We start from the raw sequence: 15,161 nt of genomic DNA, 5'->3' as shown, positions 1-15,161 counted from the left end.
GATAAAAGCCGAGCCTTACTGAACTCGGCTTTTTCATTTCTAAAGTTGCTCCCGCCTGTATATTCAGAATATGCTGTGATAAACACCACGAATTACGAACATAAAAAAGGCTTCCTCGTGAGTGTATCATTTATCCAATATGTATTATGAAAACAAACGCTCAAACCAATTTTTATCTAAATCAGCTTCACAACGTTTAAGTTGTGCACCATATCTGCTCGCACGATGCTTTACTTTATTGGCAACCGCCATTAACCACTTTTTCTTTTTATAGGTGCCACGCTTATAGCCACCCCAGCCATCATGGTAATTTAAATACTGTGCATAAGCATCCCACTTGGATATGCCATTTACTTTATGGGTTTTATAAACAAACCACGCCATAAAATCGATAGCATCTTCAAAATCATCTCTATCGGCACCCGAATTGCCCGACTCTCTAATATAATCTTTCCAAGTCATCGTTTTCGCTTGTGAATACCCATAGGCAGAGCTGGCCCTTCCGGTCGGAATAACCCATAAAAAATACTCCATTGGTGGCGCGGCATCATGTCTAAAAGAGCTTTCTTGATACATCATAGCCATTAATACATGCTTAGGTGAGCCCCATTTTTCTTGCGCATCTCTCGCATCATAATACCAATCTTCTTTTTCTTTAAATATTTTACATAAGTCATCTGGTTGCTTCGGTGGTGCAGTAGCACACCCTCCAAGCACACATAGCAAAGGTATGAGAAAATATTTTTTTAGCATTTTTTTAAACCCTATTGAACTTTTGCAATTATCGTCTGTCATAACTTATGAATGCAGCAGTTTAGCATTGTTTCATCCCTGAATTTCAATTAGCGCAGCTACTTAGCTGCGTTTTTTTTATTTATTCTATCAAATATAAACCCTAACAATTAAATTTCATCTCGACACTATATAATATCAGACAAATTCAATAACTTTTTACAACTGTACTGTCGTATATTCACGTGTTGATTGTGCCTAAAAAATTAGGCAAACTATGTAACCGATAATACCACCTGTTATTTTAAAGGACTAAACATGAAAAAAAGCTTAATATTACTCGCATTAGGGTGTACATCACTCAATGCGCTCGCCGCTGACACCAGCGTAATCTCAATTACAGATCAAGCGTTTGGTGCGATTGCCAATGATAACATTGACGATAGTAATGCCATACAGTCAGCTATCAATTTTGCTGTTCAAAACAATAAAACAGTTTATATTCCCGCTGGTACTTTTAATGTCGAGAATACGCTCGACTTCACCGTAGCAGGCGGTTCTCATCACTCAAGGATAAAAGTAACTGGCGAAAAAAGAGAGCTGTCAAAGTTAGTGACTTCATCAAACATCAGCATGTTCAAAGTAGCTCACGGTGTTGAAATACATAACTTAACTTTATCTCAAACTAATTCACAGAAGCAAGGTAATGCTATTGATATCCCGTTTGCGTCTTACCGCTCTCACTTCTCAAAACTTGATATAGCGGGCTTTGATAAAGGCATTAATGGTAAATGGGTGATATGGAGTCGATTCGAAGATTTATTTATAAACAACGTCAATATCGGTATTAATTTACACGGCAACGGTGACGCACCGGCCTATTGGAATACTGAACCCAACGGCTGGTTTAACAATGTAAATATTTTTGACAATATCTATGTTGAAAAATCGCAAACAGGTATAAAACTGGCCGCGATGGGCAGTAATATCACAAATTCAACAGTGCAAAATTCAAATATAGGTGTTGAGATTTATGGTCCAGCAAATCACTTTACTTGGAACAATCAGATTTCAAACTTCTATGCAGAAGGTGTTCAGACTGTCTTTAAAGTAAAAAATTCAAGAACACTTGATATCAATGGCGTATTTGCACAAGGTGGCAGAAGCAACGCAAGATATCGTGCCATTATCGATGCTGAAAATGCAGGCTCAATCACAATACACGGCATGACCGGGCAAGATTGGTGGCAACACAGCGCAATATTAAAAAATACCCAATTAACAGGTAAATTAGTCGCAATAGGTGGCTCAGGTAATTACGATAACCAATCAACCCACTCTAATGGCATTATCAAACAAACAGCCTCTATTAGTTTACCTGCAAACAGAGCCTGGCAAGCATTACCTGAGCGTATTACCATCTCTGGTAACTCTGCTTACCGAGTAACAGTGTCAGGCATACGGGACGGTTATGAGCCTGTTTTAGAAGAATACACACTATACAACTTCAACGGCAGCAGCAGCTTTGGAAAAATTAGTCATGTATCAGGCAACCAACGGATCAAGTTTAAATTCGATGCCGGAAAAATATTTGCAAAACTAGACTACTCGGGTGGCGGCGGATTATCTAACGGTAAGATTACGGTAGAAAAGGTACATTAACCTAACAAAGATACCGTGTAAATAATTATACGGTATCTCAACACTCCCTTAATTGGAACAATTATTCAGGAGCATAATTGCACAAGACTGCCCTTTACAACTATTTGTTCAATAACGGTGCAGCAGGTATTTTAGGGGTCAAGCTAACAACCTTTCACACTGCTTGTAATTAGCTCGCCGTTTTATTTCTAGGCTCGCACAATAATTATCAAGCTTTTGAGGTCGCCCTACTGCGCCATGGAATACTTTGGTAAATTGTGTGGTGAGTTTTTGCCAGTTTTCTGGGGCTATGTTGAGTCTGTCTAAAATTGGGGAGTTAACGGGGTTGATAGCGCCTCGCTTATCTGCTCGCATACATCTGCCTGTTAGCTCGACTAATTCTAAATAGGACTTTAATTCAAAGGGTAAACCTTTTGGCATGTGCTTTCGGGGGCTGCCTGCAAAACGTGCTAATTGCTTAGGTTGTTTGCCCTCTTTGGCATGTTCACAGCGTGTTTTAGCACTGGTGTAGTCTGAGGTTTCTGGTGTGTCTGCCATTTTCGCTCTTATCGGGTTTAAATCAACATACGCCATACACGCCGCCAGTGCGGCTTCATCAAGCAAGGCTTGTGATTTAAAACGACCTTCCCAGAATCTGCCAGTACAGTTATCTTCTTTATTCGCTTTTCGAGCGATGCTTTCATTCAGTACCCGCATAAACCAACTGATACTCGCTAAACGTTCTCTAAATTGTTCAATGTCTTTATTTAAAAAATATTGTTGCGCTGAATCTAGCCTTTCACCCTGAAGGTACTTATGAGACAGTATGGTGCCTTTAAATAGCTTATGCCATCTGATAATAACCGCTTTACCACTTAACCTTTTAGCTTTTATATCATCCACATAAAGCACAATATGAGTATGGTTACTCATCACCGCATACGCACACACATCAATACAAAATACTTTGGCAAGTTTCAGCAGTTTGTCTTCTATCCACCCTCTTCTATGTTCATACGATTGCCCTGTTACCTTATCTTCACCACACAAATAAGCACGACGAACACACCGTGAAATGCAATGGTAGTATTTGGTATCAGTTAAACTCACTTGCCTTTTGCGTGCTGTAGCCATCGAGGAACCTACCTATCTTTTAAGCTGAATTTAAAAGGTAGGCAATGAATGAAAAACAGTCAATTTACGGTGGGTGTCTACGTAAATTGGCATGTCTTCTATCCAGCCTCTTCTGTGTTCATACGATTGCCCTGTTACCTTATCCTCACCACACAAATACGCACGGCGAACACACCGTGAAATACAATGGTAGTATTTGGTATCAGTTAAACTCACTTGTCTTTTTCGTGCCGTGGCCATAAGAGAAAGCGCCTATCTTTTAAGCTGAATTTAAAAGATAGGCGAAGAATAAAAAAACAATCAATTTTGAATGGGTGCCAATTAAAATTGTTTTTGGGTGGGTGTCTTGTTAAATTCCTCTCATTAAACTTTTGTTTATTATGAGGAAAAACGCCTATCTTTTAAGCTGAATCTAAAAGATAGGCGAAGAATAAAAAACAATCAATTTACCGTGGGTGTCTTCGTAAATTTTGTATTCCATTTTAGTCACCCACAAAACTGGACATATAAACAGTAATTAAACCACCTAGTTATGCAAGTAATTTGTGCCTATCCCACCTTATTTGGTTCTGTCCCATATCATTTGGTCCTTTACGCAATCAACCCCACCCTTTGTGAGCAACTTAGTGACTTTCCATATAATAGCATCACGTTGCTTTTGATAAGTGAACTCACCTTCTATAACCACATATTTACCATAGCAATTTATTATAAAAAAGTCTGAAATATCTTTTTGTAAATTAACCATTAAAAAGTTAGGCGAAAAGTTATCTGACTGTTTTTTATTGTCATATAAAGCGCCAAGTGCATTCAAATAACCAGTAGCCATAATTTTAGTTCCTTCATATGTCATTGGTGATCCCCTCAACTCTTCAACACTTATATATTCAGCCTTAGCAGAAAAAGAAAGCAGTGACAATAAAAATAATAGTCTACTTACTCTTTGAACTATCAAAAACATACACATCTCCGATTACCCCTCTTGTGGAATTAACATAAACTGGAACATTCATTTTCTCAGAAAAATTAAGATATGTGACACTAGCATTTGCAATACTTAGGGGCGAACTAGGTGTCGTTATAATTATCGCGTGGGCATTACTTATTAACGTTTCACCTCGATTAACCAATTGAAACAATCCTGATCTCCCTTCATTTGTTACATAACCATAGGGTATTCGTGGCGAAGCGCTTTTATTATTATCAAGCCTGTACCCGTCATCATTTTTATAGATAACACTGCCAAAACTGGATTTAGTATAAGGATCAGAACCATTGTTAACAGAAGCCCTATATTCAGACATTTGAATTTCTTGCAAATTGCGATTTAACGCAACTGCCTTTAGTCTCTGAAACTCTTTATCATTAGCATAAGGGTCTGAAGAAAATAACTTTAACCTCTCTTCAATCCATTGATTCATAGCAAACTGGAATGCGGCAGTGACTGCTCCATTACCAAACTTACCACCTGTTACTCTCGATACTGTACCTCCTATAATTGCCGATTTAACAATTCCCGTAGATAAATCACCCGAAGCCATACCATTTACTTGCGCAAATTTAGTAATTCCCGCACTCATAAATCCATGTCCGAATTTACCACCTTGCAAGTCAGCAATTACTCCACCAGCTAACGCATGTGAACCTACGTGTCCAGCTCCCCCTGTTTGAAAAAAGCCGGAACTTGCGTTGAACGCTTGTCCTATCCCATAGAATGCGGCCCCAGAAAGGGCCCCTACCACAGCTCCTTTTATTGACCCTGTAGCAATATAACCTGCAAGCGCTCCACCACTAGCTGCAACAATAGCAGCAACTCCATAAGCTTCAAACGCAGTAAACAGTTGCACCCCGTAACCTGTTACTGCTGTTATAGCAATTGCAGCTATCGTCCGCCAATTCTTTTTAATAAACTTACCCAGCTTCTTAAAAAAATACCCACTCGGATCGGTATAACTCAACGGGTTATTCAACACATAACTGTAACGGTTATACGACTGACTATTACTCGGTGCTTGAATATGCGGGTCGGCTTGTAAGAAGCGCCCTATCGTTGGGTCGTAAATACGACCATTCATATGAATGACATTTAAGCCATTGAGCATTTCATGGCCAGTAAAGCCTTGGCGCATATAGCCGGTAAATGCCGAGAAGGTATTGGTTTGTGCAGTATTCGCTTGCAGCGCAAACTGTTGACCAAATGGGTCGTACCTAAAGGTTTGCGTAATACTTGCCGCTGTCTTAGCTGCATTCACTTCACTCACCGCCAGTACGGAGCCTAAGTGGTCGCGGATCATCAATTTTTGGGTAATATCACCCGTTGCTAGATTCTCGCTGATTTGCATATTACCGAGCGTATACTGGTAAATTGTATTTCCACCCGATGGGCCACTGCCTTTGGTAATATGCTCAAATGCGCCTAAATAGAAGGTTTCGGTATCAACTTTACCTTCAGTCTCATTTTGCGTGCTATAGGCATCTTTACGATAGTAACGGCGCATATTGGCATCGTACGCAAAGTTCACCTGCATGTTACCTGCTTGATGAATTTGCGTTACTTTATCAAAGCCACTGTATACGAACGAGCGATCTCCATCTCCTGTGACATTACCGTTATTGTCATAGTTGAATGTACGAGACGTACCAGTGCGTAAATCTTTTAATAACGCATGTGGCCCCGCATTGCCTGTACTTCTGGTACTGCTGCCATAACTAAAGTCATTGCTCCCGACACCACATGTAGACGTACTGCCTTTTTTAAGCATATTGCCCAGCGCGTCGTAACAGTAATTTAAGGTATTGCTGAGTGTGCCATAGCGGTTTGTCGCCGTGCTGAGTCGGTTTAAGCCGTCGTACGTAAAGGTTTCTGTGCGGGTTTGATCATATAAACCGGTGAATTCACGCTTATTCAACTGCCCAAACGCATTGTATTGATAGCTGGCACTCAGCGAATTTTGCCCGCTTTCTGTGTGCATCCCTACCGCCCCTAAACTATCACTAAGTCCGGTATAGCTGTCATAGCCATACGTTAAGACTTGGTTGCCTAAGTAGGTTTCTTTGGTGACTTGACCACGGAAGTTCACACTGTTAATGGTTTTAAGCAGCGTCTCATCGACTTTCATCGTGTCATTGTTATAACGAAGACCATGTTCTGAGATTTTAAACCCACGCGCGTTATACTTATACCCAACCGCATAGTTGTCACTTAACTGACTGAGATAAACACGTCCCAATGCATCATAATGGGTGTACTGCGTTTGCACAAATGGCGTATCCCCTTTATAGATCGTCGTGTCTTGCTGAATCGGTCGACCAAAGCCATCATAAATAAAGCTGCGGCTGAATGTCAGGTTGGCATCTACTGAACAACTGCCACCATCAAACACCCGCTCTTCATCTTTGGCACCTAAAATACCGCCCATGTCATAGTAGTAACATCGAGATTCTCTGGCACTGCTTTGTGCATTATCAATACGGTGTGTGGTTCGACCTAACACATCATAATTGAACCATGTCACCTGCCCCTTGGCATCTTTTTGCCATCTGAGCTGCCCTAGCGCATTGTAACGGTAGTGCCACGTGCCTTTGTCTGGGTCAACCGTCTTAATTTTATTACCGAGGTTATCATACTCCATCACCACTTTATTGCTGCCGCTGTCGGTGGTGTTGAGTAACTGACCATACGCATCATACGCATACGCAATTTGACTGCTGGTTGCCCCTGACTCTGCATTCACATTGTCTGTGGTTGACAGTAGCTCGCCCGCCACATTGTACACGTTTTGCTTCACCACACTTTGCGTGCCACCTGAGTGGGTCTCGGTCGTGGTTGATCCGCTATAACGTGTTGCAACCGACAACGCAGTGCCATTAAAGCTTGGGGTGGTCGTGTTAATCACACGGCCCAGTATGTCAAACTCACTGATTTGGTATTTGTCATTACCTATTGATGCGCTCGACCCAACAACGGATGTTTTATAACCATTACCAAACTTATCATATTGAGTCAGTGTAATGGCCTCTTTATTTGCATCAAAAGTGCTCTTCTGAACCTTAATTGCTCTACCAAGCATATCATAGGTCGTCTTGGTGTAATGGCCTCCATGGGTCTGCACTTTCTCTGAAAAGCGTTTGGTGCTATTACTTGCGCTTTCAAAGTATCTTGAAATTGATTTTTTAATCCCGTTCGGTGATATTTCACCTGTTGGTTGACCCAGCGCATTATAACGATATTGCGTGGTTAAACCTTGTGCAATACTTTGATCTGTACAATCGAATACGTTGGTGGTTTTGCTCTTTAATAATCCTGTCACGTTATCAACATCGTAACACACAGTGTGGCCTAACTGATTCGTCTTCGAAAGCACAAAGCGGCCTGAGGTGTCGTAAACGGTCGTTGACGTTCGGCTAAGATCCCCCGCTACTGAAGGCGCATTCTCAATCGAAGCATGTGCAGATAGGTCACTACCGACGACGGTTGTACTATTTTTTAAGCCAAAGCCATTAAAGGTATAGGTCGTTAGTATCGACTGGTTCGCTGAATGCACATTAGCTTGCTCTTGCGACAGAATACCATTGGCATCATACCCAAACGCACTGCTCTTTGAGCTTGAGGTGCTCACGCCATTGTTCACTCGAGTTTTAGTCACTGTGCTACACGTTAAACGACCAAATCGTTCATATGAATTACCATCAAAGTTTTGATTCACCCTGCTGTTTGCACAGTGTACTGGTGAAGCGGTATATTCATTAACCGTTTTAGTGATAAATACCGTACTATCATCAGCATTATTAAGTGTAATAATACTGCTGAGTAAATTCCCCCACGTGTCATAACCTTGAACTGTCGTAGACGTAGAGTTTAACCCGCCCGAGCTATATTCAGTGCCTGATGTACCCCCATTTAGAAAGTAGCTCTGCTCGATACTCTTTTGTATGTGCGTAGAATATGGGTTGCGTTTAACCTTACTATCTATGGTACTCGCTGTTTCAGTAATACCGTACTGATTACGTGATTCAGATAAAACAATCACACTATTTTGATCGGATTTTTTAACCATTTTTTGCTGTGTCATTACAGGCATACCGACAAGCTCTGGGTATTTCAGGTAAGACTTAACAGCTTCATTTTCATCAAAGCCTTGATGGTAATAGGTCTCTGTGACCATATTATAATCGTTGTCACGCTCATCAATGGTGGTTAACTTACCAAACCCTAAGTAACCGCGCCCCTGACCATGAAACGCCATATTTGCATAACGATATTGCACACTTGAGCGATCACCAGTGCCGTCTGGACTTGTCGCTTTAGACACGACATAACTTGGTCCTCGAGCGGAAATAATCGGGAATTGTGACTCGACTGTACCTTCATACACACTATTGTCTGTGAGTGGTTTGTATTCCACAGTTGTCTTATTACCAAGACCGTCAACAAAATGATGAATGGTACGATGTTTTTTATTGGTATTTGCTCTATAGAAAATATGCGCCTGTACATTAGGTGATTGGTAACGAACACGGATCCAGTCCATCAAACCATCACCATCGTAGTCAGCAAATAACATCGTGTCTTTTATATCATTCGTGTCATAACGCGCAATATTTACGGAACTATTCGTTAATTCCTCAAACGTACCATCAAGGGCATTGTAATTATATACAAACCACATTGAACGATTGTCATTATAGACTAATAGCTCTTGTGCTAAGTCAGCATCATAATCCATCACGATCAAATCATTTTTGTGGACATTTTTACCTGCCAACATTTCTGTCGGTGTTTCAAAACTATAGCCATTATTAAGCTGTAAATACCAAGACAGTCTTTGCTTATACAGCACATCAATTAGCCCATCGCCATTCACATCTGCAACTTTAAAACCAGAAAAGCCTATATTGCTTTTTGCAATAATTGCCATTCCAAAGCCATTGCCGATATTAACCGCCTTATAAAGCTTGTCAGAAACGAGTTCTATCTCGCAATTCGGATCTCCAGGATCATCATTTTTACTACTACATACATACTCGGTTTCAGTACCTCTTATGATTACATCTGAACGTCCATCACCGTCTACCTCCCCCCAGAAATGATCTAAAATAGTCACAGTTCCATCCGTAGTTCCAGGCAAAGACCCAACACCGAGTGCACGTCCTGAAGAAAAAGTGACCACCCCCGTATTACTATTAAGGGTGTTAATGTGATAATTTATTGCCTTGCTCGTCATGTGTGTGATGTCCATGATCCCATCACCATTAACATCGGCGGGCTTAACTTTAGATAATTTAGCCGTATTGAGCACTTGATAAGATTTAAGTTCACCGACTGTAATTTTTGTATAACATAACGGCTCTGATGGCTCGATAGGGAATTGGTTTCTAGGGTCCCAATTATATACATCACACACCTCAGTAGACGTTCTTTCTCCTTCTTGATGCATCAAATACCACTGAACGTTATTACCATGCCTATTTTTTGCAGAGAGGAGCACATCCGCACGTCCATCACCGTTAAAATCAGCAACAATCGCTTGAGCTGCATGAGAGGGGTCTGTATTTGCAATAGTTAGAGAGTCACGCCCTTGGTTGTTACCATATTCAACATCCCAGCGTCCATCTCCTTCATATGTAATAAAATCACTGGCACCGTCACCATTTAAGTCACCGGTAACGGCAATACCAACCTTGTCACGCGAACCTAAACCGACGGTTTTAGGGTTAGAAGTACTCCAATTAGCAACCTCTTTTTCCCATTCGAATGACACGGGTTTAGTACAACCTCCACTCGATGATTTACATAAGGTAATACTGTTTAAGTATGTATTGTCATTTGAGCTATATGCCAGTCCATAATACCGAACAGCACTGTTGTTATAAGTTACTGCAACGCTAGTAAGTGCCTGTGTTCGTGAGTATAGTCGTCCAAAACGGTAACCATAAAACCCTTCACTGTCGCTATAGTTTAATTGTACCTTAGTTTGTCCATATGTAATCGAATCAAGGATAGACTCGGTATTAATGTCGCTACCGGCCGGTGACGTATAATGGTAGTTTATGGTGTTATTATACGTATCTACAATACTACTCAATACCCAAGTATGCGGGATAGAATAGTTCATTTGCTCCGATATTAGCGCTGATTGTACCGCCGATGTGGCACTATTTATATTACCATAATAATGTGTTTCACCTGATTTAGTCGTGGCTTCAAACCCAATGATCACGGCTGAGCTTCTATGTATTCTATATTCAGTAAAATCGTCAGACTCGGTACGGTAAACACTCGGTTCCACTTTGATTAAACGTTGACCGTTAAGACAAAATGTTGTTCCATCAAGTTTCACTTTTTCAACATAAATTGTTGAGGGTAAATCGTCATAAAAACGAGATTTTGCACATCGCGTAATAGCCGATATGCCCGATAATGACCAGCCAATACCGGCAATGCCTTGGCGAGTATTTGAACTGGAATAACCAAGCCCCAAGGAAGGTCGTATACCGCCAGGACCTACTGGTAGCTCAAATGGTATTTGATAAGTCGCATTACCAGATTCATCAACACGGAATTGACCACCTGTGGTAGCAGTGATTGTACCAACACCATTATTAGGGAGTTGTATACTCTGCGAATCATTGGTTTTAGCAAAATCAGTGTTACTGAATGCATACCCTTTTCCTGCTGGAGCACCTTCAACAACATACGCACACGTGCCATCGCTAAAGCACACCTTAATACGGTAAATTTTATCTTTAGCTGGCGTAATATTGTAACTTGACTGACCGTCCGTTAATGTTGCCAGCCAAGTCCAATTCAGCGCTGATAGGTCATCACAGCGGCTTGCACATACTGCACTTTCAATCTCAAAGCTGGTTGCTCCAGCGACTGTAGACCATGTCAGCTTACCGTCGGTATTTTTTAGCGCAAACTCAGTATTCATGACTGCCACAGTAACTTCTGACGCGTCAAGTTCACTACATACCCTCGAAGTTCCTGCATTCTGCGTGATTGGAATGAATATATCATTATTGACGATAGGGACTACTTCATTGGCGTTATCAACCTCGCCACATGCTTGGGCGTAAAAACGATAAGTACCTGCTGTATTGAATGAATAGGTATATTCACCAGCTTTATTTTGTGGTTGGCTCGCTAATTTAACCGGCTCGGTACTATCTGGGGCTTTAACAAACAATGTGGTGTCAAATGCCGTTTTTGGTGGCGTGGCAAATGACCATTTAACGCGCTCTTTTGCATTCAAAAAAGTACGTGCGGGGGCATCAATTACGGGAATAGGTATATCCGACTGGATGACTTTTAATGCGACATACCCTTGTGCACTGCAATGCCGTGCGTCATTGCACGATTGTACACGGATTTTATAATCACCAGGTTTGGTTAATCTAAACTCATAGCTATGGTCTGTTTGCTTACCGATTTGGCGAATTGGCTCTTCTGGCAAACAATGATTATTAGGGTCGCCTTCAAGGGTACATGCTACTTTATATACTGCACTCTCATAAATTGTGCCCGCTGGCTGAGTCCATGTTAACGTTACCTTCTCTGAAGTGCGCACTTTGGACTTGCTTAACTTAGGTAATACAGGATGAGGCGTTACATAAACAACGATGTTTTGTGTTTCACTTTGCTCACTGCACTTTTTGGCACCCGTACTGCTTGTCATACACGAGGCTAAACTTAAAAGGTGCACACCTTCTGCCCCAACAGGAACATCAACATACCCTTGCGACACTGGCACATTCTTGTTAAATGTTAGCTCCTCACCTTTGCCATAATGCACTTGGAAACTGGTTGCCCCTGTCACATTGTCTGACAAGTAAACACGCATCATGCTATTCTCAAGATAATAAAAATCCCCCATTACATTGCTCTCAGGTTTCACAGGAACCATAGGTAATACATCTACCGACATGGTGGTGACAGCACTGCAGTACGCATCGGTTTCATTACACACCTGTAATTTAATCGTGTGAATACCTACCTCTTTGAATTCCACATTCACATTAAAACGAATTGGCATATTCTCAGGATACATCACTGATTGACTGCACACCTGCTCACCTGATGGTGAAAAACACGCCACCTTAAAGTATGACTTATTCCAAAGAAGTTGACCTGAAATCGTTAATTCTAACGCCGAGTTAGGCCCTACAGACACCTTCTCCGTAACAAACTTACCCGTGACAGGCTCTGGTATTGTATAAACATCAATACCGCGCTTCATACTCGGGGCGCTACAAACAGGATTTGCCACTCCAACACACGATGCAAGCTGGAGGGTATACTTACCAAGCTTGTTTGCTTTTATCGTGTAGGTACTTTGCGTCACCGGTACTTGTGCTATTTTGATTGGGTTGCTGTTTCTCTGATAATAATAAATTGCAAAACTCTCAGCCCCTGCTACCTCCTGTGGAATAGCAACTTTTATTTCACTATTAAGCGGGTAATTAACGACCCAACCAATATTGGACCCTGGGTCTCCAGGTACTGCAGGCAGCAAGTTCGCCTGTAAAGTATTCGAAGTGCTACAGTAAGCCGTAGTTTTATTACATGCCTTTACACTGATTGAATAAGCATCATGCTGGTTAAACGTTAACGACTGTGAAAAGTCAGCGGGCATGTCACCTCTGTAGTTAATTGTATTATTACAGAAATCAACCCCAGCCTGATTCAAACAATGCACTTTAAAGTAAGACTTTTCCCAAATCATATCTGAAGGCGCTCGCCACTTTAATGTGGTTGCTTGACCCAAGTCAGGGGCGTTATTTGACAGCTCAACTGTGACCGCAGTCGGTTTATGGTTAAATATTGATATTTCCTGAGATACGCTTGGGGCACTACATTGACGGCTACCTGACGGCGTGGTAACACAGGCACGCATACTCAACTGATGCTTACCTATCGTGCCTATTTGAATGGTCCCAATACCAGATGCAGGAAGATACTTAACAATGCTGCCATTAATTGACGCAGAAAAACTGTCTGCACCGGCTATTCCTGATGCTAATATTAATGGAATATCGGTATTTATTGGATAGTAAAAGTCAAAGTCTAAATTAAATTTTGGGTGCCCATGCACTGGGGGCAACACATGTACAGTGCCTGTACCACCGCTACTACAATGACTATCAGATTCATTACAGGATAAAACTTGAATGTCATACCCTGCAACATGACTGGCTGTAAACGTATGGGAAAATGCGGTTTGGTTCGAACTGCCCTGATATGGGATAGTTTGATTACACACATCCCCATGGGCACGTGTTCTACAGTGCACTTTAAAATAAGCACCAGACCAAATCGTGCCAGCTGGTAACCCCCAAGAAATAGTCACACTGTCGTTTTTATTAGCAATCGATTTATTTATAGAAGGTGAGACCGAATGTGGCGCACTAAAAATAACCACCCGTCTTGGTACACTTTCACTACAACCAGAGCGGTTACATGCAGCAATTCGAATGTAGTTATGGCCAACCCCCACAGCAGGGATGGTTGTCCAGCCTGTGCCTACATTTCTTGACTGCGCTCTGCCAGATGTGGTGGTATCGTTATAGATCGTATATGACGTCGCACCACTAATAGAGGGTACGTGCACGCGTATACTGCCACCCTGCGGGTGATATAAATCCCATGCGACATCTGGCTCGCTCGGGGTACTTGGCCGCGGTGGCGGAATATCAACAACTACTTGCTTTGTTGGCCCAAAACCAGAACACACATTATCTTCATTACATACATTGATACGATAGGTATAAGTGCCATTTGATAATGACTGTTGCATGCTCATACTGGCACCCGATTGCACCTGCCCAAAGCCACCGCCATTCGCGGCGCGTTCAACAATGTAGTTATTAATACCATGTCCCCATGGCTTCGACCACGTTAACTGAAACCGGCCTGTTGATGAGGAGCTTGGTCCATTGGCAACAGTTTGGTTTGGCTTCCAATGTTTGCGAATAATATTGACCTCATTGTTACTCCAGCCACTACATCCCGCACTATTACATGCACGCACCTTTGCTACATAAGTACCAGGCTCGGTGAAGGTTTCTGAATAACCTGTGCTACTATATGTTACTGTGCTAACTGAGGCGTTACCCGTTCTGTCAGGTTTCCAACTTTTCTCAACTTTGTACGAACTCACGCTCCCACCAGGGTTATTCCAAGAATAATTATACGTGCCTCGAAACTCGTGATAGGCCGGTCCTGAAATTGTCGGTGCAGAAGGCACTTGTGCGGCTAATGCCTTTTGCCCAAACAGCAAAAAGACACCCAATATTAATAATGATATTCGAAGCATTAACATTTCCTTTGAATAAATTTAGATTTAAAGTCCATTTTTTGACAAAACTCATACAAACACTCTCGTGCTCTGGCGTTTAACCGCAGAAACATACATAATTCCCTTATATTAAAAGCTGGCTCTCATACATGATGTTTTAAAGGTTGAGATTCTACTTTACAGGTAAAAACAAGTAAAACACACACAGTTTATAAACATAATATTTACCAACCCTTCTAATTCCTTATCCTTTGTTATCAAAAAGATAAAAGGTAGGATAAACAATACGAAAGCGTATCATTTCTAACTGGGGAAGTTTACGGTGGGATTTTTATATTAATAAATTAATTTTTGAAC

At 41.5% G+C, this 15,161-nt stretch carries 5 protein-coding genes and 1 pseudogene; 1 reads left to right on the top strand and 5 read right to left on the bottom strand.

Features of this window, described 5'->3' with window-relative positions; all coding sequences use genetic code 11:
* Positions 1-144: 144 nt before the first annotated feature.
* The gene (locus BGP78_RS16475) at positions 145-753 is read right to left on the bottom strand and encodes a transglycosylase SLT domain-containing protein (RefSeq protein WP_119862396.1); all 609 of its coding nucleotides are present in this window, start codon (positions 751-753) and stop codon (positions 145-147) included.
* 297 nt (positions 754-1,050) lie between these two features.
* Here BGP78_RS16475 and BGP78_RS16470 point away from each other — a divergent pair, with 297 nt between their 5' ends.
* Positions 1,051-2,394: a glycosyl hydrolase family 28-related protein gene (locus BGP78_RS16470; RefSeq protein ID WP_119862395.1), complete on the top strand. Its 1,344-nt coding sequence runs from the start codon at positions 1,051-1,053 to the stop codon at positions 2,392-2,394.
* A 138-nt stretch (positions 2,395-2,532) separates the two neighbouring features.
* Here the strand turns inward: BGP78_RS16470 and BGP78_RS16465 are convergent, their stop codons facing one another.
* The 4 genes and pseudogenes from BGP78_RS16465 to BGP78_RS16450 form a co-directional block, all read right to left on the bottom strand.
* Complete coding sequence (locus BGP78_RS16465) at positions 2,533-3,507, bottom strand: transposase (RefSeq protein ID WP_119862394.1); 975 nt, start codon at positions 3,505-3,507, stop codon at positions 2,533-2,535.
* Positions 3,508-3,600: 93 nt separating this feature from the next.
* Positions 3,601-3,747, bottom strand: a pseudogene (locus BGP78_RS16460) (transposase); the annotation flags it as partial.
* Between the two features lie 319 nt (positions 3,748-4,066).
* Positions 4,067-4,468 (bottom strand): hypothetical protein, encoded by a 402-nt coding sequence (locus BGP78_RS16455; RefSeq protein WP_119862393.1) that lies wholly within the window; start codon positions 4,466-4,468, stop codon positions 4,067-4,069.
* On the bottom strand, positions 4,440-14,822 hold the full coding sequence (locus BGP78_RS16450) for an RHS repeat-associated core domain-containing protein (protein ID WP_182912304.1): 10,383 nt from the start codon (positions 14,820-14,822) through the stop codon (positions 4,440-4,442). Before BGP78_RS16450 ends, BGP78_RS16455 begins: the two co-directional genes overlap by 29 nt.
* Positions 14,823-15,161 lie beyond the last annotated feature (339 nt).

The sequence above is a fragment of the Pseudoalteromonas sp. MSK9-3 genome (assembly GCF_003590335.1).
In the GTDB taxonomy this organism is placed as follows: Bacteria; Pseudomonadota; Gammaproteobacteria; order Enterobacterales; family Alteromonadaceae; genus Pseudoalteromonas.
This window is presented reverse-complemented; position numbering and strand designations above follow the sequence as displayed.

Bases quoted from the DNA above. Each gene is read 5' to 3' on its own strand.
- BGP78_RS16475 (WP_119862396.1), bottom strand. From the start codon at position 753: ATGCTAAAAAAATATTTTCTCATACCTTTGCTATGTGTGCTTGGAGGG.
- BGP78_RS16470 (WP_119862395.1), top strand. From the start codon at position 1,051: ATGAAAAAAAGCTTAATATTACTCGCATTAGGGTGTACATCACTCAAT.
- BGP78_RS16465 (WP_119862394.1), bottom strand. From the start codon at position 3,507: ATGGCTACAGCACGCAAAAGGCAAGTGAGTTTAACTGATACCAAATAC.
- BGP78_RS16455 (WP_119862393.1), bottom strand. From the start codon at position 4,468: ATGTTTTTGATAGTTCAAAGAGTAAGTAGACTATTATTTTTATTGTCA.
- BGP78_RS16450 (WP_182912304.1), bottom strand. From the start codon at position 14,822: ATGCTTCGAATATCATTATTAATATTGGGTGTCTTTTTGCTGTTTGGG.